Below are 16,987 nucleotides of genomic sequence, written 5' to 3' on the forward strand. Positions count from 1 at the left end.
AATGAAAATAAGCAGGGCTCTTTTTATTTTTTAATTGGCTCAATCAAATCCCACAGATTTCCATACAGGTCACTGAATACGGCTACTTTGCCCCACTCTTCCTTTGCTGGTTTTCGTACAAATGATATTCCTTGTTGTTTCATTTGCTGGTAATCTCTATCCAGGTCATCTGTGTGTAGAAATAAAAATACCCGGCCGCCTGTTTGATTTCCTACTCTTGTCTTTTGTTCCGCTGTTGCTGCTTTTGCCAATAATAAACTACATCCGCCCGATCCGGGTGGGCTCACTACTACCCATCTTTTTGTTTCACTTAATACAGTATCTTCTTTCAGAATGAAGTTCAGCTTCTTAGTGTAAAAATCAATCGCTTCGTCATAATCATTTACAACCAGGGCCAGTTGTACAATTTGTTGTTGCATCCGATAAAAATTTCTTTCAAATCTAGTCAGAAAAAAAATTGCTGATACTGGTTTAAATAAAACTCCGCCTAGAAAACAGCAAAGCCTTTTCAACACTTCATCAACCACTTTATACATTTCATGTCGCCTCCAATTGCTATCCGCAGCTGCCGGGGTTAGCTTGCAAACCAATTCAAAGTTTAAACATTATTCATTATGAAAAAGTCATTTTTAATTGTGCTTGCGCTGGCTGCCATAACCACTGCAACACTGATCGCCTGCCAGCCGGGTGCTGCCGGTACCAAGATCGAAAAACCGGTTGTCATAAGCAAAGACAGCCTGGTCAAACGGGGTTCTTATCTCGTTTACACCATGCTCTGTGATGATTGTCATTCGCCGAAACGAATGGGACTAAAGGGTCCGGAGATCATCCCCGAACTTCGGCTTTCGGGAGCCCGGCAGGATGGTAAACTTCCCCCGTTGGATGTATCGCAAATAGAAAAAGGCTGGACCCTGTTCAACGAAGACTTCACTTCTATCGCCGGCGCATGGGGCGTTTCATTTGCCGGTAATCTCACCAGCGACGAAACAGGTATCGGTAATTGGACAGAAGAGCAATTTAAAAAAGCTATCACCAAAGGCAAATACAAAGGATTGGACAATAGCCGTGACTTATTACCTCCCATGCCATGGCCACAGTTCAGTATTTTAAATGACGCTGATATAAAAGCTATTTATACTTTTTTGAAATCAACCAGGCCGGTAAGAAACATAGTGCCTGCGCCCAAAAAATTGACTGATTTCAAATAATCATTTTAATTCTCATTAATCAAAAAACCTTAACCATGAATCAGAAAAAAACAATCCTCGTAACAGGTGCCACCGGCGCCCAGGGCGGCAGTGTTGCGAAAGCATTATTGCACGAAAAAAAATTCAACGTCCGCATTCTGACCCGCAATGCACAATCATCCAAAGCACAGGCATTGCTACAGGCAGGAGCTGAAATAGCCGAAGGTGACATGGACGACCTCCAAAGCTTAAAAAACGCTATGGAAGGAGTCTACGGCGTTTTCGGTGTCACCAGTTTCTGGGAACATTATGAACAGGAGTTTCGTCACGGCAAAAATTTGGTGGACGCTGTTCATCAGTCGGGTGTTAAACATTTTGTTTTTAGCACTCTTGCCAATTATCACCAGTTAAGTGGTGGAAAATATTTCGTTACTCATTGCGATCTGAAAGCGGAGCTGGAAGAGTATACCCGGAGCCTGAAAATTCCTGCCACTTTTATGCGCATTGCTTTCTATTATGAAAACTTTTTAAACTTTTTTCCTCTGCAAAAAGATGAGAATGGTGATTTCTTCTTTGGCTTCCCGCAGGGAGATACCAAACTGTCTATCGTCGGTGCTGAAGATATGGGTGGCGTTGTTACTCCTGTTTTCAATCACCCGCGGGAATATATAGGACGTGTGGTGGGGGTAGTAGGTGAAGATCTGCCTTGCCAAGAGTATGCTGCCATTTTCTCACAAGTCTTACAACGAAAAGTTTACTACAAACATATACCTCGTGACATTTATGCCGGCTTTGGCTTCCCCGGTGCCGAAGAGTTGGCAAATATGTTTGAAGTGCAACGGCTTTATATAAAGGAACGCCAGCTTGATCTTATCGAAAGCTATGGGTTGAACCCATCTATGCAGCGATTTAAAACCTGGCTGGAAAGAAATAAAGAGAAATTCGAATCTCATATTGCTGCACAGATGCGTGCCGCAGTTTAGCCGGTAAAAAGCCTGTACAATCTTTCTACTAAGTATAAATTGATACAGGCTTTGTTTTTATCGTTTACGATTATTGTTGACCGAGCAAACTATTTGGTGGTACTGATATCAAATTCGTCACCGGCGGTATAAATACTGAATTGCATCTCTTTTAATTTTATCAATCCTTCTTTTGTTACCTGCAAGTCATCCGGTTTTCTCATCACAATAACCTGGCTTTCGCCAGCCACTTTAATTTTATTCCCCTGCACAATGATTGCTGTAGCTTCATCAATACCGATGCAACTAAGCGATGGATATTGTGCCAACGCGGATAACAATCGGTTATAACGACTGCGAACAATAAAATGCTGATCAATAATCGCGGTGGTAAGCAAGGCAAGGCCCGGCTTAAACTCGATATTATTTTTCTTTATTTTTCTAAACGTTGCGTGGTAAGTTGTATCGGTCAACTCTTTGCCGGTAATCATATGTTCACTCATCACCGCGGCCCCTGCGCTGGTGCCGGCGATGGTTGCTCCATTTTTATAGGCTTTATGAATAGCAGTATAAACGGGTGTATTTAGTACCGCTTTCATAAAACGATCCTGGTCACCACCCGTAATAAAAATCAATTTGGCCTTCTCTAACGAGTCGAGCCTGTTCCTGTTAGTAATGTTGGCAGGAGTAAAATTGAAATTAACGATGGAATTTTTGCAAACAAGCTCCAGGTCTGCTTTGAAATAATAATAAGATGAATAAGGACTGGCATTTGACATCGGCAATACAACAACATAGTCGTCGCTTGCCAGCCCCGCAGTCGTTACCATGGAACGCATCAATGCGGGTGATCTGTCTCCGCCACCAATGATAAATAACTTTCCGTTAGATGTGGAAGCGGTTTGGGCTTCTGCCATGCCACCATAAACTACGAGGCAGCAAAGCAATATTCTTCTTAAAGTCATCATAAGGAGAGTATGATTGAAAGATTTTTATTTTGCCGTAAAACTATCAATCAGCTTCATCACCTCCACTCCTTCTTCCGCAGAACAGGGGTTAGGCGCTCTATCCAAAAAATAATCCACCACATTCCCGATCATTGGCTGCTGTACATGCTGCAACGGGTCAAATGAATATTTATCGATCGAGCCGTTGGCCATTACTGTAATGGGATGCTGTTCAAAAAAACTAAAAATGATAGAACCTTTTTCACCGACAATTTCACATTCATCTTTTTCATCAGCAGCTGAGACGTTGAAGCACCAGGTGCCACTAAAGTGTACACCATTTTGAAATAAGATGGTCCCCGTTACGATATCGTCTGCCGCGTACGATCCGGCCTGGTTGCTTGCTATACCAGTAGCTTTATTGATGGCTCCAAAAAAATAATAAAGCAAATCGAGCTGGTGCGGCGCCAGGTCATGAAATAAACCACCGCCTGCAAAAGCCGGATCAATTCGCCACGCTGTTTTTTCAACAGTCATATCCTGGCTCGAAAGCGATTTTTTATACAATGACAAACGGGCAAGCCGTGTCTCACCGATGGCCTTGTCATCGATCAGTTGTTTTATTTTTTGAAACAGCGGTTGTCCCCTGCGATAATGTGCGACAACTAATTTTCCATTTGTTTCTTTTATTGTCCTGGCGATATTTTCGGCTGATGCGGCATTCATCGTCATTGGCTTTTCCAGGTACACCGGTTTGCCTGCCCGCAAAGCTGCAATCGCATATTCTTCATGCGTGGACGGCGGAGTAGCAACATAAATGGCATTGATATCGGGATCATTGATCAGCTTATTCGCATCATTATACCACTTAGGAACATGGTGCCGCTTTGCATAATCTTCAGCCCTGTCAGCATTTCTCCGCATGACGGCTATCAATTCTGAATCGGCTACTTTATTGAAAGCGGGGCCACTTTTTACTTCGGTTACATCGCCACAACCGATAATACCCCAACGAATTTTTTTCATGCGAGGAAATTACAAAAGTTTCACGCAAACTCGCCTGCTGCCAGGCAGGGAACGCAAAGTCTGAACCACGATGAGGAGGATTTTGGGGATTTATGAGATAAGGGAATCTGTAATATTCATAAAACTAAAAGATCAAATCAAGTCTCCTTAATCCCAATAAATCTCCATAATCTTATAAATCCCGGTTCAGACTTTTTAGGGCCTTATCGATATTGGTGAAACCTGTCAACACAGGCTTGAAGAGATCACCTTTCTCTTCTACTCTTTCGAGGATATTTTCAATCGTGAATTGTGAGGGATGTAGTTTGGGTGTCACTTCCTTCCAATCAAGCGGTGTTGAAACTGTCGCCCCTTTTTTTGGCCGGAGGCTATAGACAGAAGCTAATGTCTGGCCACTGCGATTCTGCAGGTAGTCGACGTATATTTTAGATCCCCGTTTGCTTAATGATCTTTCCAGGGAAGTTGTTTTGGGTAATTGCTCCTGCACCAGCGAGGCAATTATATGGGCAAAATCTTTTACTGTCTTGTAATCATATTTATTTTTCATCGGTACATATACATGGAGTCCCGATGAACCGGAGGTTTTACAATGACAATCCACACCGGCTTTATCCAGTACCTGTTTGGTAGCCAACGCCACATCTACTACATCCGTAAATTTATCTTTGGCAGACGGGTCAATATCGATCACCATCCAGCTTGGCTTGTCCGGGGCTTGGGTGGTACTGTTCCAGGGATTTATTTCAATACAACCCAAATTAGCCAGGTATAATAAAGTAGCCCTGTTGTTACAAACAATATAATCGATGATTTTGTTGTTGCTGTCACTCTTTACCTTGAACACATCAACATAAGATGGCGCTTTTTCTCCGGCGTCTTTATGAAAAAATCCTTCATCCCTGATGCCATTTGGATTTCTTTTCAATGAAAGCGGCCTGTCTTTCAGATGCGGCAAAATATAATCCGCCATTTTATCGTAATAATCGATTACATCGCCCTTGGTATAACCTTCATCGGGCCAGAATATTTTGTGCCGGTTGGTAATCGCAACGGTATGTTTTCCTGCCTTCATTTCTTCACTTCTTTTCACTTCGGTTATTTCTTCTACTACTTCTTCGTTTACATCTTTGGTTTTCTTTTCATCCCGCAAACGGAGAAATACGGGGTGACGAAATATTTTATCTCTTGTCATTTCGGTATAAGCGATATCCGCTACCAGTTTTGGCTTTAACCAGGTTACTTTACCATTTAACGGCACTTCACTTTTGAATGGTGATTCACTGGTTTCAAGCGGCTTCATTTTTTTCTTCAGCTCCGCCAATAGCTCATGGGAGAAACCTGTGCCAACATGCCCGCGGTATTCCCATGTGTTTCCCTTTTTATTGGCCAGCACCAACGATCCAAAATGACTGCGGCCACCCTTTGGTTCAGTATAGCCTGCGATCACTACTTCCGTGCTCTGCACATTTTTTATCTTCAGCCATTCTTTCGTTCTTACACCTTCCGCATAAGTGCTTTCTTTTTTCTTGCCAATGATTCCTTCCAGGCCCTGTTCTTTGGCTTTTTCCAAGAAAGCGATTCCGTCTTTTTCGATATGATCGCAATAGCGGATGATCTTGTTATTTTTTAATAATTGTTTCGCCAGTTTTTTACGATCAGTCAGTGGCAGCTTTTCGGTATTCTTTCCTTCCAGTTCCAACACATCAAACACGTAATAAATCAGGGGGTAATTCAAATGGTTTTCATAGTGTTGCAGTTTCTGAAAATCAGGCAGGTCTTTTTCATTTAATAAAACAATTTCACCGTCCAATATCACCTCATGCTTTATTTTTTTTAATGCCTGGTAAATAGCGGGGAACCGTTCACTGAAATCGATACCGTTGCGGGAATAAAATCGGATCCCATCTTTTTTTATTTCCGATATAGCCCGGTAGCCATCCCATTTTATTTCAAATAGCCAATCTTCGTCGTCAAATGGGTTTTTGGTGATAGAAGCCAGCATGGGTTTAATAAAAGTTTTAACCTTCTTAGCTTTTCCATGACGGATGGAGGCAATTGTTTTTTCGGGTACTGCTTTCCCGTTTTGCCTGCCTGTCCGGTAGGCAGGTTCTTCAGCATCGTAGATCGTATTTGCGGCATATTCATCTTTATGTTTGATCAACAGCCAGTTTTTTTCATCATTTTTTAAACGCACCAATACAAACTCTCCTTTCAGTTTTTTCCCTTTTAATAAAAATTTTAATTCACCGTTCCGGATAGCTTGCAGGGCTTGTCGTTCTGAAATGGCCTCATGCTTTTCATTCACCGGCTGGAAATAGCCATTGTCCCATATGGCCACGGAGCCTGCACCATAATTGCCTTTTGGAATAGTGCCCTTAAATCCAATATAACTGACCGGGTGATCTTCCACCATTACCGCTAATCTTTTTTGTGAAGGATTCAGCGACGGCCCTTTGGGTACGGCCCAGCTTTTCAACACACCACCGAGCTCCAGCCTGAAATCATAGTGGAGGCGGGATGCCTGGTGCCGCTGCACAACAAAGCGGAACTTGTTGGCGGTTTCTTTTTTGCCCGCCGGTTCCGCTGTTCGTTTAAAATCTCTTTTCTTATTGTAGGTAGCCAGGCTCATGATGCTGCTTTACGTTTTCCGGCAGATAGACTGGCCTTCAATTGTTCCATCAGGTCTTTGGTAGTGGAATGTACCACTTTCATCGGTTTGAATGGGGTTGATTTGCCCTTCGATTTGGCCTTGATAATCTTTAGCAATTTATCGGTGTAATCGTCTTTGTACAATTTGGGATCAAACTTTTTGGTCAGCTGGTTGACCAGGTCAACCGCCATTTTTAATTCAGCGGGTTTACTTTTATCTGTCGGTAAATTCAAATCTTTTGGTGAACGTATCTCCTGTGCAAAACGGATGCGGTTCAAAATGATCACATCTTCCTTTGCCTTGATAATGGCTACATGCTCCCGGTTGTGCATCACAAACATACCTACACCGGCTTTACCGCTTTTTTGCAAGGCATCCCGGAGCAAGGCATAGGCCCGGGTGCCTGTTTTATCCGGTTCCAGGAAATAGGGCACTTCGAAATAAGTGCTGTCAATTTCTTTTTCGTTGACAAACTGGGTGATCTCGATGTGTTTTGTTTTTTCAGGAGCGGCTTTTTCAAAATCAGTTTTATCCAGCACTACATATTTTTCATTCACCAGGTAGCCCCGTACAATATTCTCCCAGGCCACTTCCTTACCGGTATTTTCATTTACCCGCTTAAATTTGATATTGGCATGATCCTTTTTGTCCAGCATATCGAGATCTAGGGTACTTTCTTCCACAGCACTGTACATTTTTATGGGAATATTCACCAGCCCAAAGCCGATGGAACCCGTCCAGATCGCTCTCATGGCATGCTTTTTTATAAAGTGGGGTAAAAAATGTGCCAGAATGGGAAGGTCCGAGTTTAACGATCCTGGTTATTTGATCAGGAGGTAAGGTGTCGAATTATTTTCTTTCTATATACGGTTCAAAAAATGCAAAATCAACCTCAAAAACTGTTTTTGGCTTAACTCCAAGTTGCACCGATTCAAAAAGCTCAACGAGTTTTTTGCCATCAATTAATTCAATTGGAGGTGCTCCATCTCTTGAAGCTTCTCGTTTAGCATCCTCGGAAAATGTTCCAGTGGTTATAATAATACCTTTTTCCGCACGGCCAAGCATTGCATTTCTAAAATCTCCTACTTGAGCCCGAGAAACCGTGCCCTTATATCGCTTACTTTGAAATAAAACTTTGATACTTACAAATGGATTTAATTCTAATGTTCCATACCCATCTAAGCCTCCATCATGCGATTTCCCGGTTACTACTACATCTTCAAAACCGTGTTCTCGCAATAATCTTTTACAAATATCTTCAAAGCCTTTTGGACTAACACTCTGCAAGACTTCAAGTAGGTTGGGGGCAATGGTATGTTCTATATTTTCTGGTTCTTCTTGTTCTTGTTCTTGTACAATATCCTTCGATGTTTTGTCTTTGCGCGCCTTCTGATGAATATCAACCCATTTAAGAAATATTTGATAGCCCTGCTCTTTTGTTAACATGGTGTTTCGTCCCAGAGTAGTCAAGGTCCATACCCCTCTTTTAGAATCATCCAACAACCCTTCCCATACTAAATATTGTCGAGCCCATGCTACTTGATTTTGAAATCTAGGGATGCCAGATTTCATTGTTTCCTCCAATTGTTTATCAGGTATGCTAAGATCCTTTGCTATTTGAGCCACAACTTCTTTTGGACGCCCCGACCCACCGAGTGCTCGCAAAGCATCTAGTAATGGACCAAACCAATTTGTAAACTCTGCTTTTCCAGACTTTTTCTTCGAATTTGACATAGAAAATTTAGCTTTAAGATTAACCTTAGCAATTTTCAAAAATAATTTGAAATAATACTAGAAATGGGAGACCTTTCCTACAAACTCACTATATTTTTTTATCGCCTCATTCAATGCCTGTTGCTTGGTTTTATTCAGTGATTTGAACGGAACTGTTTCAACAACTACTTTATTATTCTTAAACGTTCTTTTCCAGGTTCCTTCTATCCTTCCATCCAAAATAATCATCCGATTGAAAAAAGGATTTCCATTTTTAAATAAAGAAAGATCAACTGATCCATTAAACAAAGCACTTCGGTCTTTATAACTCATGCCATACTCGTCATAATCCGGCATAAGAAAACTGGATTGTATGTTGCCTGCATCGGTAATAGCCGGCAGGAAAATGTATTCCTGTTCATTTATTTTTTCACGGATAAACTTTTTCGGCAGCATTCCTGCTCCTTCTTTTGCTTCGGTAATGGATAAACCCGACCAGCTTGCAAAATCTTTTACGGTGGCAGGCCCACGGGTGGTGAAATAACGTTGAGCAAATTGAAATAAGGCTTCCTTTTTGGTGAGGGCTTTCACTGGCTTTGCCCTTTCGTCCAGCAACGCATAAGTATGCTGGTTGCCTCGTCTTGCGCCACTGCAAATAATGCCTTCCAGTTCTGCCTTCATCATCAGGCAGGATAAACGTACACCATCTGCGATGATCTTTTTTTGTTTTAGTATGGCCTGTAATTCTGTTCGCATCAGGTGGTTGCCACCTTCCAGTGCTTTGGCAATAATATCATTGCTGCGTTTGAATATTTTGCTATCCAGGTTTTGTTCACGATAAGTATAAGCGTTGATTGCTTCAACCCGTGGAGCGGTTAACTGCAACAACCAGCGTATGTCTTTTGGCGTTACAAAATGCCAGGTAGGCCGCATCAGGTGAGTTCGTAGAATATCGCCTTTGGCAAAAGCTGTTTCAATCATGCTGTCGGTTGCCTGCGGTAACCGTAAACCAATCGCCCATTTGGCCATTGCATATTCCTGTGCCTGCATGGCCACCAACCAACTGACGACTTCAGCCGGCTTGTTAAAAACGGGTTTTGCTATTTGTTGATTGAACAACCGGAAGCGGAGGATATCAGTTGTGTTCATAATGGTTAAAATCAAATGTAGAAACATTTTGCCAACGGGATAAGTCAACATTTATCCTTGCCAATATATTTTTGTAAATTTGGAAAAATCGCTTTTATGTCGCTGAATGAGCTTAAAAAAGAACTGGTCTCTTATATCCAAAGTTCCAATGATGAAGAAATACTTTCACTCCTGAAAGAAGACCTGGTATTTTATGGAACGATAAAAGATGCTGACATTACAGACAACCTGACCGAAGAGCAATTGAAAGAATTGAAGGCTTTATCAAAAGAAGATGAACAGAAAGATACAATGACCCAGGAGGAATTTAAACAGGCCACATCACAATGGCGTACCAAATAATTGTTAAGAAGCGATTTACCAATAAAGTACAGAAAGTTCTCGCCTACCTCGAAAAAGAATAGTCACACAAAATTGCGGTTGATTTTCTCATCAAAATTGACAGGCGCTTTGATTTGCTTTCAAAACAGCCTTATATTGGGGCACCTTCAAAAAAAATTAAAGATATAAGAGGTATGCTGATTACAAAACATAACAGGATGTACTATAAAATAAAGGGAGATACCGTCATTATCCTTAATTTGTATGATACAAGAATAAATCCTGCAAAAAATCCCTATTAGAAATAGTCAATTAAGCCTATCTGGCTAAAACAATATACTTTTCGCTTTACCTCATTTCGTTAATCAAGTAGCCGCATCCTGTAAGCATTCATCGCTGTCTTACCCAGTTTTCGGATCAACCGGTAGTTAACCAACACACCCACGGGTGCACCTATCACAGGAACCAATTGTGCCATCTTGGCCAGGTCAATATAATCGCGGTATTGCTGTTGAAAATTGCGCCAGTCAAACTGGTGAATATCGGCCGGCAATTCTTTACTTTTCTGATCCCAGTTTTCCATTTTTAAATAGATCTGCTTGCGATGTTCATGGCTGGAGAATGCCAGTTCGAAAATATGCAGCAGGTAAACCCGTTCCTTGTAATCATGAGTATCAAATCCGTAAGCAGCTGCCACGTCAAACAGGAATTTTATTTTGATAGCGATCAGTAACGGGAAATCAGCGAGTCCTAATAAAATACCACCCGCCCCGGTAATACCACCTTCCACTGCTGCGGTTGTCTTATAAAATTTTATTTTCTCTTCGACTCTCGCTTCACGTACTTCCAGGCTGGCATTGATGATAGGATCAGCCGTAGTGTACTTTGCGCCAAATAATACGCCACGGATCATTTGTTTGATGGCGACTGTGACGGCATTGTGTACTTTCTCGGGTATCCAGGAATTTATTTTATCCTGCGTTCGCTTCGAAAGCTTATTAAAAAAAGATGGCCTCCGCAGCATCTGTTTCTGCCATCCTTTTAATTCTTTTTTTGCCTGTAACTGGTATGCATCCATGATAGGCAAGTTAATTAACTTGCTGCGACCAAATCATTTTATCTCTTGTTTGGGTTGATCGGCTCCAACAGTTATTTCCTCCCATGCATCAAAATCTTTTTGCATTTCTTTTATTTTGTTGCGTGCACCTCTTAGTGCGCCTACACCTAATAATAACCTGACCGGCGGCTCTGCAGCTTCCACCACTTTTACAATAGCTTCAGCTGCCCGTACCGGATCACCGGGCTGATTACCGCTATATCCACGAATGGTATTTTGGTTGGCATGCGCCGAAGAAGCATAATCTTCTATAACAATTTTTGAATCATTGGCCGAGCGACCCGCCCAATCGGTGCGGAAGCCACTGGGGGCAATCACGGTTACTTTAATACCTAAATGTGCTGTTTCTTTTGCGAGTGCTTCCGAATACCCTGTCACCGCAAATTTAGTAGCGTTGTAAAAGCCAACTCCGGGAAAAGCAGCTAATCCTCCTATAGAAGAAATATTGATAATATGCCCGCTGCGTTGTTTGCGCATGATTGGCAGGACTTCTTTGGTAACATTGGCCAGTCCCCAAAAATTTATTTCAAACATGCGACGCACTTCTTCGTCCTCGCTTTCTTCAATGGCGCCAAAATAACCGATGCCTGCATTATTGACCAATACATTAATGTGTTCAAATTTTTCCCTCGCTTGCTTCACTGCATTTTTGATCTCTGCAGGTTTTGTTACATCCAGTTGTATTGCCATGGAAGTATCCGGATATTGGGTTACAATGTCTTTTACATCGTCGGGATTACGGGAAGTTACTGCTGCTTTATAGCCTGAAGCTAATACCAGTTTGGCCAGTTCACGGCCAAAGCCCGTAGAACAGCCGGTTATAAACCATACTTTATTCATGTTAGTCTTTTTAGTGTGTGCATTAGTATCTTTTTCAACAAACAGGTTGATTGTTTGTTTTGAGAAATAAAAATTTGCCTGATGAATGAATACAAACTATGTGAACACCTAAGAATCTATCTGCCTATGTGGTTCATTTGGTTCAATTGTTAGGAAGACGACAGTTCAAAGGCACCATATCGATAATTTTGCACAGCAATTTTATAACTCCAACGCTGGATTTTATTCTAATTTGGTAATATGGAACAATCAGACAAACTCGACCGGGTCGTAGAAGCCAGGATGAAACTGAAAGCAAGGTTTGAGGAAAAGATTAAACAGACGCCTTCTGTAGCAGATGACAGGCCAATGGGCAAAGGCAATCCGAATCGTCACGGGATGCCAATGGTTCCCATTGGGCAGGTCGTTACACAAAAATGGCCGGTGCTGGATTTGGGCTTGCAGCCGGATATCCCGCTGAATGAATGGAAGCTGGTATTAGATGGCGAAGTGGAGAACCCTGTTACCCTAAATTGGAAACAATTCATGGCATTACCGCAAACAGAAGATATTTCCGATTTTCATTGTGTCACTACCTGGTCAAAACTAAATATGAATTGGAAAGGCGTTCGGCTACTGGACCTGGCTGCGTTGGCTCAACCCAAAGAGACAGCAACGCATATTTTATGTTACGGGTATGATGATTATACCACCAATATTTCGCTGGAAGAAGCACTGAAGCCGGATGTGTTATTGGTTCACATGTTTGAAGGAAAACCATTGCCACGAGAACACGGCGGTCCGGTGCGAATGATTACTCCACAATTATATGCCTGGAAAGGCTCCAAATGGATCAACCGGATTGAATTTTTGAAAAAGAACAAGCTGGGATTCTGGGAAGAACGTGGTTATTCCAATACGGCTTATCCATGGCGGAATGATCGTTACAGTTAATCGGCCTGCGCCACACTTTAATAAACTCAGCCTTTTTGTTTTAAGGGCAGCCCTATTATACTTGGAGTACTTTTTTTGGTACAATTCTTAACAAACAGCAACTGGTTCTTGTTATACTTGAAATAAAAAGGACACTCATGGAAATAGGCATTTATACGTTTGCGGAAATGACGGCTGATACCAGCACAGGCAAAACCATCTCCGCCTATCAGCGAATCAGCAACCTGATGGAAGAAATTGAATTAGCTGAACAGGTGGGTCTCGATGTATTTGCAGTAGGTGAACATCATCGTCCCGATTATGCCATTTCCTCCCCCGCTGTGATCCTTGGCGCCGCGGCAGTTAAAACAAAAAAGATAAAACTGTCCAGCGCTGTTACTGTACTGAGTTCCGATGACCCAGTGAGAGTGTTCCAGGATTTTGCTACCATCGATCTTTTGTCTAAAGGCAGGGCCGAGATCATGGCTGGCCGTGGTTCGTTTATTGAATCCTTTCCGTTATTTGGTTATGACCTCGAAGATTATGATGAATTGTTTTCAGAAAAACTTGACCTGTTGGTTAAGTTGAATGAATCAGAAAAGATAAACTGGAAAGGAAATCATCGTCCCGCTATTCAAAACCGCGGTGTGTATCCCCGTCCCTATCAAAACAAATTACCAATTTGGGTAGCTATCGGCGGTACACCCGAATCAGTGGTGAGGGCTGCGCAATATGGATTACCCATGGCGCTGGCAATCATTGGTGGTATGCCGGCACGTTTTGCGCCGTTGACAAAACTCTATCGTGAGAGTGCGGTGAAAGCAGGACATGCGGCGGAGACATTGCAGTTGGGCATCAACTCACATGTATTTATCGCGGATACTTCGCAACAGGCCGCTGATGACTTTTATCCTTCTTACGCCGATGTGATGACGAGACTGGGAAGAGAACGTGGCTGGAACCCGATGAACCGCCAGCAATATGAAATGATGCGATCGAATGAAGGTTCATTGCTGGTTGGCAGTCCGCAACAGGTGATCGATAAAATTTTGTACGAATATGAATTGTTTGGCAATACCCGTTTTCTTGCGCAAATGAGTGTAGGTAGCATTCCACACAGTAAAATGATGCACTCGATTGAATTGCTCGGAACCAAAGTGGCGCCGGAAGTAAGAAAGCATGTAAAGCAGCGAACCGCAGCAACAGCTACCGTTAAGTAAACTTTTGTTTGATCCATTCATCCAGCGAAAGCATACCGGGAAATTCCTTTTTGAAGGCTTCCAGGTCTTTTACAAAAATGGCATCATGCTGGTTGATCCAGTTAAACATGGTATAAAGATCTTTTCCCATTACCAATCGTGTGATGATGCCGGGCAATTGTTGATATTTTACCGGTCGGTTCCAAACTTTTGAAAAATGCTCTGCCAGCTGTTCTCCATCCATTTGTTCGGAAGCAAGAGTGATCGTTTTGCCCATATAGCTTTGCGGATCGGAAAAGATGATTGCCGCAATGCGACCCACATCTTCGGTGCTGATGTATTGTTGTATTTTTTTCTTATGTAATGGTGTTACTAATTTTCCTTTTAACAACCGGCTCTTTACCTGTGGCAGTAAAAAGTTTTCCATAAAGTAACAAGGACGGATGACAGTATGATGTACGCCACTTTGCTTCAATAAAATTTCAATCTTGTTTTTGCTTTCCCAATGTGGAATGCCGGTGTTAGCATCGGCGCCAATCACGGAAGAATAAAGGAAATGAGCAATGCTTTTTTCTTTCGCGGCTGTGATAAGATCAAATCCCTGTTCCGTTTCTTTTTTGGCTCCCTGTTTAAAATCAAGAACAGCAAAAATGCCATGGATATTATCCAGGTGACCAGTATAGGTAGAAGGTTCATTCAAATTACCTTCTATAATTTCAACATTCGGTTGACGGAGTAATTGAGCAGCTTTACTTTCTTTATTCCGGGTAAATGCTTTGATAGCAAAACCGCGTTGCAGCAAATGTCTTATTGCGGCTCCCCCCTGTTTTCCTGTTGCACCTGTTACAAAAATTGTTTTACCCGTATCCATGTTTTTTAATTAAAGCTGGCGAAACATAGTTTTAAAATTAAAAAATAATCCTGCAAGGCTTTCGCATGTTTTTGCACGGGAACAATTTTCCCCACATTTCTTTTCGTCGCAGTTGGAGTGCACCCTCTCTTTTACCTGGCTATCGCAAGCAATACATCAATATGGGACATAATGCTATTGACTATGAAAACAGGACTCAAAAAGAATTATCATTCCGGTTTGCCAATGAAACGCAAAACCGGTTGATCATTGATGCCCTGCTATGGCTGGGAAAGAAGAAATAGCAAAAAAAATTATTGTTGCGTTGTGCACGTTGATCAGGCAACCACTCTTTTCCGGGTGCTCAATCCCAGTAATAGGATTACTATACCAAGCGCAATGTGCAGATAATTGTCAGCACCATTCACATGCAGGAAGCCTAAGACTTTGCCCATGCCCTGGCCCCCAAAATTGGCAAATCCGATCAACCCGATAACCAGGTACACGATCCCAAACACGATAAGAAACGTACCTGAAAAAGCGGGGGCAGCCATCGCCACCAATACAAATAAAGCACCACTGATGATGTGCACCATATTATGCACCGTGTCGGCATGAAAAATGGCATCGCCGGAGTCACCAATAATGGGATTGCTAACAAAGCCTAATAATCCTACTGCAATAAAGATGATACCGATAACAAGTGCGGCATTTTTAGCTGTCATACAAAAAGTTTTTATCCGTGATTGTAATAAAGGATAGGACTTTCGGTACAGACTAAAACATAAGCGCTACATAAAATATGCCATAGAGCCGGCAATGATGACATTTACCCGAAGCCGTTATTCGTCACCCAAAACGAGGACAAGCAAAATAAATATTACCTGCCGAAAAAGGTTAATGTACTTTAATAGTAACACTTCGAAGCATAAAGGACACAAGGCTCAGTTTTGCTTAAGCCTTAGTGTCCTTTGGATTTTCCCAGTGAACGTCGCCTTTGTTTATTTCTTTATTTCGGCCCTGCGGCCATGCTCCTGCAATTCTACATCAATCACCTTTCTTGTCTTTGCCAGCGTGGGATGAGCTGGCAAAAGCGGTATTGATGTTCATGAAGGCTGCCGTGTATCAACAACAGCGGGTTACCCGATCCATAGGTTTCGTAAAACAGCTTTAGTCCATTTACCGGCGCATAGCCGGTAGCGGTGGGTTTGAGAGGGCTTTGCAGGGCCTGGCTAAAAGAAGGCGATGACAGCATGGTACTGATCAGCAGCACCCAAAAAGATTTTACAATATTGTTACGATTGAATGCGGTTGCCATAATAATTGATTTGATAGAACAAATATCAATACACCCTATATAACTTTTGGGGTGCAATAAGGACAAAGTGAAGGGCTGGTTGCGACAATCTTTGTAAGCAGCTTTTTTTTTGACCAGGTAAATAAATTGGTTCGTATTTTCGGTAACACACCAATTATACATCACTTCATGAAGTTTCAACTCATTGCATTTTTACTGGTCTCAATGACCGCGTTCGGCCAAACCCAGGAAAGAGCGCATAAAGAATTATTCAGTAATGCTACTGTTGACACAACTATGTCAGACTATTTACCAACCGTTGAAAAAGCGCATCCAAACGCAAAACAATTGATGAGTGAAGAGTTTTATTTCAGCCCTATTGAAGAAACAGCACCTTTTGGTAGTGACGATGGCGCGGATACATATGCAGGTTTTAAGGATTGGAGAAAGGAACACAAGAGTGACAATCCAAAAGACTTTTTAGTGCAACAAATTAAGGATTGGGGCTATCCAACTTTTGACATCAACGAGACAAACCTGGAAAAGTTAAAACCTTACTTAGCACAGAGCGAATTAGGGAATCGTTATATGTCGGGCATTGACGCTTCAATAGTTGCTATTGCGTTCGGCCAATTGTACTTGGAAGGGACGATTGACAAAGACTTCAAAGAAACTGCGAAGACCGCAATTAAGCGGGAGCTTATTCCGGAACTGTTAGTGCGTTGGGGCAAAACATATAAAGTTAAACGAGAGACACAGCTCAGGAAAATGTTAACCATTTTAAATAACGCGGACTAACAGCTTGGTACAATGGTGA

General features: G+C 42.1%; 19 protein-coding genes. 7 read left to right on the plus strand and 12 right to left on the minus strand.

What is annotated here, in order from left to right; translation table 11 throughout:
- Positions 1-23: 23 nt before the first annotated feature.
- On the minus strand, positions 24-419 hold the full coding sequence (locus ACFEL9_RS22435; protein ID WP_385894766.1) for a VOC family protein: 396 nt from the start codon (positions 417-419) through the stop codon (positions 24-26).
- A 195-nt stretch (positions 420-614) separates the two neighbouring features.
- Between ACFEL9_RS22435 and ACFEL9_RS22440 the strand changes: the two genes are divergently transcribed.
- Positions 615-1,208 carry a c-type cytochrome gene (locus ACFEL9_RS22440; protein ID WP_385894768.1) on the plus strand — a complete coding sequence of 198 codons (594 nt, stop codon included), beginning with the start codon at positions 615-617 and terminating at the stop codon, positions 1,206-1,208.
- A 35-nt stretch (positions 1,209-1,243) separates the two neighbouring features.
- Positions 1,244-2,170 carry an NmrA/HSCARG family protein gene (locus ACFEL9_RS22445; protein WP_385894770.1) on the plus strand — a complete coding sequence of 309 codons (927 nt, stop codon included), beginning with the start codon at positions 1,244-1,246 and terminating at the stop codon, positions 2,168-2,170.
- An 89-nt stretch (positions 2,171-2,259) separates the two neighbouring features.
- Here the strand turns inward: ACFEL9_RS22445 and ACFEL9_RS22450 are convergent, their stop codons facing one another.
- The 6 genes from ACFEL9_RS22450 to ACFEL9_RS22475 all read right to left on the minus strand — a co-directional run bounded on the left by ACFEL9_RS22450 (position 2,260) and on the right by ACFEL9_RS22475 (position 9,634).
- The gene (locus ACFEL9_RS22450) at positions 2,260-3,117 is read right to left on the minus strand and encodes a cyanophycinase (RefSeq protein ID WP_385894772.1); all 858 of its coding nucleotides are present in this window, start codon (positions 3,115-3,117) and stop codon (positions 2,260-2,262) included.
- Between the two features lie 24 nt (positions 3,118-3,141).
- On the minus strand, positions 3,142-4,122 hold the full coding sequence (locus ACFEL9_RS22455; RefSeq protein WP_385894774.1) for a Gfo/Idh/MocA family protein: 981 nt from the start codon (positions 4,120-4,122) through the stop codon (positions 3,142-3,144).
- Between the two features lie 172 nt (positions 4,123-4,294).
- Positions 4,295-6,751: a DNA ligase D gene (gene ligD / locus ACFEL9_RS22460; protein WP_385894776.1), complete on the minus strand. Its 2,457-nt coding sequence runs from the start codon at positions 6,749-6,751 to the stop codon at positions 4,295-4,297.
- Positions 6,748-7,524: a non-homologous end joining protein Ku gene (gene ku, locus ACFEL9_RS22465; protein WP_276502081.1), complete on the minus strand. Its 777-nt coding sequence runs from the start codon at positions 7,522-7,524 to the stop codon at positions 6,748-6,750. Before ku ends, ligD begins: the two co-directional genes overlap by 4 nt.
- A gap of 97 nt (positions 7,525-7,621) precedes the next feature.
- Entirely contained in the window at positions 7,622-8,545 is a 924-nt protein-coding gene (locus tag ACFEL9_RS22470; RefSeq protein WP_385894778.1) for a restriction endonuclease, read from the minus strand.
- 18 nt (positions 8,546-8,563) lie between these two features.
- Positions 8,564-9,634, minus strand: a complete 1,071-nt coding sequence (locus ACFEL9_RS22475) for a winged helix DNA-binding domain-containing protein (protein ID WP_385894780.1) — start codon at positions 9,632-9,634, stop codon at positions 8,564-8,566.
- A gap of 96 nt (positions 9,635-9,730) precedes the next feature.
- On the opposite strand from ACFEL9_RS22475, the gene ACFEL9_RS22480 reads away from it, so the two are divergent.
- Complete coding sequence (locus tag ACFEL9_RS22480; protein WP_385894782.1) at positions 9,731-9,976, plus strand: hypothetical protein; 246 nt, start codon at positions 9,731-9,733, stop codon at positions 9,974-9,976.
- Between the two features lie 340 nt (positions 9,977-10,316).
- Here the strand turns inward: ACFEL9_RS22480 and ACFEL9_RS22485 are convergent, their stop codons facing one another.
- Positions 10,317-11,033, minus strand: coding sequence for an EcsC family protein (locus tag ACFEL9_RS22485; RefSeq protein ID WP_385894784.1), 717 nt, complete (start codon positions 11,031-11,033; stop codon positions 10,317-10,319).
- 33 nt (positions 11,034-11,066) lie between these two features.
- Entirely contained in the window at positions 11,067-11,912 is an 846-nt protein-coding gene (locus ACFEL9_RS22490) for an oxidoreductase (RefSeq protein ID WP_385894786.1), read from the minus strand.
- Positions 11,913-12,152: 240 nt separating this feature from the next.
- Here ACFEL9_RS22490 and ACFEL9_RS22495 point away from each other — a divergent pair, with 240 nt between their 5' ends.
- The gene (locus ACFEL9_RS22495) at positions 12,153-12,845 is read left to right on the plus strand and encodes a molybdopterin-dependent oxidoreductase (protein ID WP_385894788.1); all 693 of its coding nucleotides are present in this window, start codon (positions 12,153-12,155) and stop codon (positions 12,843-12,845) included.
- A gap of 137 nt (positions 12,846-12,982) precedes the next feature.
- Positions 12,983-14,044, plus strand: coding sequence for an LLM class flavin-dependent oxidoreductase (locus tag ACFEL9_RS22500; protein WP_385894790.1), 1,062 nt, complete (start codon positions 12,983-12,985; stop codon positions 14,042-14,044).
- Here ACFEL9_RS22500 and ACFEL9_RS22505 read toward each other — a convergent pair.
- Positions 14,037-14,894: an NmrA/HSCARG family protein gene (locus tag ACFEL9_RS22505; RefSeq protein ID WP_385894792.1), complete on the minus strand. Its 858-nt coding sequence runs from the start codon at positions 14,892-14,894 to the stop codon at positions 14,037-14,039. The genes ACFEL9_RS22500 and ACFEL9_RS22505 overlap by 8 nt on opposite strands.
- Positions 14,895-14,959: 65 nt before the next feature.
- On the opposite strand from ACFEL9_RS22505, the gene ACFEL9_RS22510 reads away from it, so the two are divergent.
- On the plus strand, positions 14,960-15,178 hold the full coding sequence (locus tag ACFEL9_RS22510; protein ID WP_385894793.1) for a hypothetical protein: 219 nt from the start codon (positions 14,960-14,962) through the stop codon (positions 15,176-15,178).
- A gap of 33 nt (positions 15,179-15,211) precedes the next feature.
- Here the strand turns inward: ACFEL9_RS22510 and ACFEL9_RS22515 are convergent, their stop codons facing one another.
- Positions 15,212-15,598, minus strand: coding sequence for a DUF4383 domain-containing protein (locus ACFEL9_RS22515; RefSeq protein WP_385894795.1), 387 nt, complete (start codon positions 15,596-15,598; stop codon positions 15,212-15,214).
- Positions 15,599-15,924: 326 nt separating this feature from the next.
- The gene (locus ACFEL9_RS22520) at positions 15,925-16,191 is read right to left on the minus strand and encodes an alpha/beta fold hydrolase (protein ID WP_385894797.1); all 267 of its coding nucleotides are present in this window, start codon (positions 16,189-16,191) and stop codon (positions 15,925-15,927) included.
- Between the two features lie 168 nt (positions 16,192-16,359).
- Here ACFEL9_RS22520 and ACFEL9_RS22525 point away from each other — a divergent pair, with 168 nt between their 5' ends.
- Positions 16,360-16,968, plus strand: coding sequence for a hypothetical protein (locus tag ACFEL9_RS22525; RefSeq protein WP_385894799.1), 609 nt, complete (start codon positions 16,360-16,362; stop codon positions 16,966-16,968).
- Positions 16,969-16,987 lie beyond the last annotated feature (19 nt).

Origin of the sequence: Terrimonas alba (assembly GCF_042434975.1) — a bacterium.
Classification (GTDB): Bacteria; Bacteroidota; Bacteroidia; order Chitinophagales; family Chitinophagaceae; genus Terrimonas_B; species Terrimonas_B alba.

What these genes read in the sequence shown, in the direction of transcription:
- ACFEL9_RS22435 (WP_385894766.1), bottom strand. Translation starts at nt 419, where the DNA reads ATGCAACAACAAATTGTACAACTGGCCCTGGTTGTAAATGATTATGAC.
- ACFEL9_RS22440 (WP_385894768.1), top strand. Translation starts at nt 615, where the DNA reads ATGAAAAAGTCATTTTTAATTGTGCTTGCGCTGGCTGCCATAACCACT.
- ACFEL9_RS22445 (WP_385894770.1), top strand. Translation starts at nt 1,244, where the DNA reads ATGAATCAGAAAAAAACAATCCTCGTAACAGGTGCCACCGGCGCCCAG.
- ACFEL9_RS22450 (WP_385894772.1), bottom strand. Translation starts at nt 3,117, where the DNA reads ATGATGACTTTAAGAAGAATATTGCTTTGCTGCCTCGTAGTTTATGGT.
- ACFEL9_RS22455 (WP_385894774.1), bottom strand. Translation starts at nt 4,122, where the DNA reads ATGAAAAAAATTCGTTGGGGTATTATCGGTTGTGGCGATGTAACCGAA.
- ligD (WP_385894776.1), bottom strand. Translation starts at nt 6,751, where the DNA reads ATGAGCCTGGCTACCTACAATAAGAAAAGAGATTTTAAACGAACAGCG.
- ku (WP_276502081.1), bottom strand. Translation starts at nt 7,524, where the DNA reads ATGAGAGCGATCTGGACGGGTTCCATCGGCTTTGGGCTGGTGAATATT.
- ACFEL9_RS22475 (WP_385894780.1), bottom strand. Translation starts at nt 9,634, where the DNA reads ATGAACACAACTGATATCCTCCGCTTCCGGTTGTTCAATCAACAAATA.
- ACFEL9_RS22480 (WP_385894782.1), top strand. Translation starts at nt 9,731, where the DNA reads ATGTCGCTGAATGAGCTTAAAAAAGAACTGGTCTCTTATATCCAAAGT.
- ACFEL9_RS22485 (WP_385894784.1), bottom strand. Translation starts at nt 11,033, where the DNA reads ATGGATGCATACCAGTTACAGGCAAAAAAAGAATTAAAAGGATGGCAG.
- ACFEL9_RS22490 (WP_385894786.1), bottom strand. Translation starts at nt 11,912, where the DNA reads ATGAATAAAGTATGGTTTATAACCGGCTGTTCTACGGGCTTTGGCCGT.
- ACFEL9_RS22495 (WP_385894788.1), top strand. Translation starts at nt 12,153, where the DNA reads ATGGAACAATCAGACAAACTCGACCGGGTCGTAGAAGCCAGGATGAAA.
- ACFEL9_RS22500 (WP_385894790.1), top strand. Translation starts at nt 12,983, where the DNA reads ATGGAAATAGGCATTTATACGTTTGCGGAAATGACGGCTGATACCAGC.
- ACFEL9_RS22505 (WP_385894792.1), bottom strand. Translation starts at nt 14,894, where the DNA reads ATGGATACGGGTAAAACAATTTTTGTAACAGGTGCAACAGGAAAACAG.
- ACFEL9_RS22510 (WP_385894793.1), top strand. Translation starts at nt 14,960, where the DNA reads ATGTTTTTGCACGGGAACAATTTTCCCCACATTTCTTTTCGTCGCAGT.
- ACFEL9_RS22515 (WP_385894795.1), bottom strand. Translation starts at nt 15,598, where the DNA reads ATGACAGCTAAAAATGCCGCACTTGTTATCGGTATCATCTTTATTGCA.
- ACFEL9_RS22520 (WP_385894797.1), bottom strand. Translation starts at nt 16,191, where the DNA reads ATGGCAACCGCATTCAATCGTAACAATATTGTAAAATCTTTTTGGGTG.
- ACFEL9_RS22525 (WP_385894799.1), top strand. Translation starts at nt 16,360, where the DNA reads ATGAAGTTTCAACTCATTGCATTTTTACTGGTCTCAATGACCGCGTTC.